3 protein-coding genes are annotated in these 2,265 nt (G+C 61.9%); all 3 read left to right on the top strand.

From position 1 onward, the window contains the following. Nucleotides 1-913 (top strand): thiamine pyrophosphate-dependent enzyme (locus EN994_RS27990; protein WP_245466102.1); only part of this gene is annotated, 913 nt, incomplete at its 5' end. Nucleotides 914-939: 26 nt separating this feature from the next. Further along, nucleotides 940-1,737, top strand: a complete 798-nt coding sequence (gene otnI / locus EN994_RS27985) for a 2-oxo-tetronate isomerase (RefSeq protein ID WP_063168077.1) — start codon at nt 940-942, stop codon at nt 1,735-1,737. A gap of 159 nt (nt 1,738-1,896) precedes the next feature. Next, nucleotides 1,897-2,265: NAD(P)-dependent oxidoreductase (locus EN994_RS27980; protein ID WP_164746260.1), on the top strand; the 369-nt coding region annotated here is incomplete at its 3' end.

The raw sequence follows: 2,265 nt of genomic DNA, 5'->3' as shown, positions 1-2,265 counted from the left end.
TGTCTATACCAAGGGCAAAAAATTCATCCATGTCGACATCGAGCCGACGCAGATCGGCCGTGTCTTCGCGCCGGATCTCGGCGTCGTTTCGGATGCTGGTGCTGCGCTGAAGATGCTGCTCGACGTCGCCACCGAGTGGAAGACGGCAGGCAGACTGCGCGACTGGTCCGGCTGGGCGAAGGAATGCCAGGCTCGCAAGAAGACGATGAAGCGCAAGACGCATTTCGACCAGGTGCCGCTGAAGCCGCAGCGTGTCTATGAGGAGATGAACAAGGCGTTCGGCCGCGACGTCACCTATGTCACCACGATCGGCCTGTCGCAGATCGCCGGGGCGCAGTTCCTGCATGTCTACAAGCCGCGCAACTGGATCAATTGCGGCCAGGCCGGCCCGCTCGGCTGGACCTTGCCGGCTGCCCTTGGCGTGCGCGCCGCCGATCCCGACCGCACCATCGTGGCGCTGTCGGGCGACTATGATTTCCAGTTCATGATCGAGGAACTGGCGGTCGGTGCACAGCACAAGCTGCCCTATCTCCATGTCGTCGTGAACAACGCCTATCTCGGCTTGATCCGCCAGGCGCAGCGGGGTTTCTCGATGGACTTCGAGGTCGACCTTGCCTTCGAGAACATCAACCGGGCAGGCGATCCCGAGGCCGGCTATGGCGTCGACCATGTTGCCGTCGCCGAGGCGATGGGCTGCAAGGCGGTCAGGGTGCGCAAGCCGGAAGAGTTCGCCGGTGCCTTCAAGGAGGCGCAGCGGTTGATGAAAGAACACCGGGTTCCGGTTGTCCTCGAATTCATCCTCGAACGCGTCACCAACATCTCGATGGGCACCGAGATCGACAAGATCACCGAATTCGAGGAGCTTGCCGAGAGCCACGAAGATGCGCCGACGTCGATCGTCATGCTGGATTAGGCTTGGCGGAGAAAAGGAGAAAAAGAATGCCGCGTTTTTCAGCCAATCTTTCGATGCTCTTTGGCGAGCATGAGTTCCTCGACCGTTTCGATGCCGCCGCCCGCGCCGGCTTCAAGGGCGTCGAATATATCGGCCCCTATGACCATGCGCCCGATGTCGTCGCCGCCCGGCTGAAGAAGAACGGCCTGACCCAGGTGCTGTTCAACCTGCCGGCCGGCGACTGGGGCAAGGGCGAACGCGGCATTGCCGTGCTGCCGGACCGCGTGCCGGAATTCCGCCAGGGCATCGCCAAGGCGATCACCTACGCGCAGGCGCTCGGCTGCCAGCAGGTCAATTGCCTAGCCGGCATCGTGCCCACCGGCGCCGACCGCAAGGTGCTGGAGGACGTCTTTGCCGAAAACCTTGCCTTCGCGGCGGAAAAGCTGGAGCAGGCCGGCATCAGGCTGCTGATCGAGCCGATCAACACGCGCGATATCCCGGGCTTTTTTCTCAATTATACCGATCAGGCGTTGGCGCTTATCGACCGTGTCGGGTCGAAGAACCTGTTCCTGCAATACGACATCTATCACATGCAGATCATGGAGGGGGATCTCGCCCGTACCATCGAGGTAAACCTCGACCGCATCGCGCATATCCAGCTTGCGGACAATCCAGGCCGTCACGAGCCGGGGACGGGCGAGATCAATTTTCCCTTCCTGTACGAGCACATCGACCGCATCGGCTATTCCGGGTGGATCGGGGCGGAATACAAGCCGAAGGCCGGGACGGAGGCTGGGCTGGGGTGGTTTCAAGCATTAGCCGGGCAGGGAAGTGCTGCGGCCTAGCCAACGCCGCGCCCCCTCATCCGGCCCTTCGGGCCACCTTCTCCCCGGTGGGGAGAAGAGACAGGCACCAACGTCGGCTTCTCTTCTCCCCTCGGGGGAAGATGGCCGCGCTAGCGGCCGGATGAGGGGGCGTTTCACACAAGCAACTGGAGAACCAAAATGGAAACCATCGGCTTCATCGGCCTCGGCATCATGGGCGCACCGATGGCGGGGCACCTGTTGGACGCGGGCTACAGGATCATAGCCAGCGACCATCGATCGCAACTCTCAGCCGATCTCGTCGCCAAGGGCCTAACGTCAGTCACCGGCCATGCTGCCGTGGCGAAGGCCGCCGACATCATCATTCTGATGGTGCCCGACACACCGCAGGTCGCCGATGTGCTGTTTCACGAGAACGGCGTCGCGTCCGGTCTGACCAAAGGCAAGCTGGTCATCGACATGAGCTCGATCTCACCGATCGAGACCAAGATTTTTGCCAGGAAAATCAACGATCTAGGCTGCGACTATCTCGACGCGCCGGTCTCGGGC

This window comes from Mesorhizobium sp. M7A.F.Ca.CA.002.09.1.1 (assembly GCF_003998555.1).
Classification (GTDB): domain Bacteria; phylum Pseudomonadota; class Alphaproteobacteria; order Rhizobiales; family Rhizobiaceae; genus Mesorhizobium; species Mesorhizobium ciceri.
Note: the sequence above shows the minus strand (reverse complement) of the source record. Positions and strands in the feature narration are given on the sequence as shown.

Coding starts and splice junctions, on each gene's coding strand:
- otnI (WP_063168077.1), top strand. CDS start 940: ATGCCGCGTTTTTCAGCCAATCTTTCGATGCTCTTTGGCGAGCATGAG.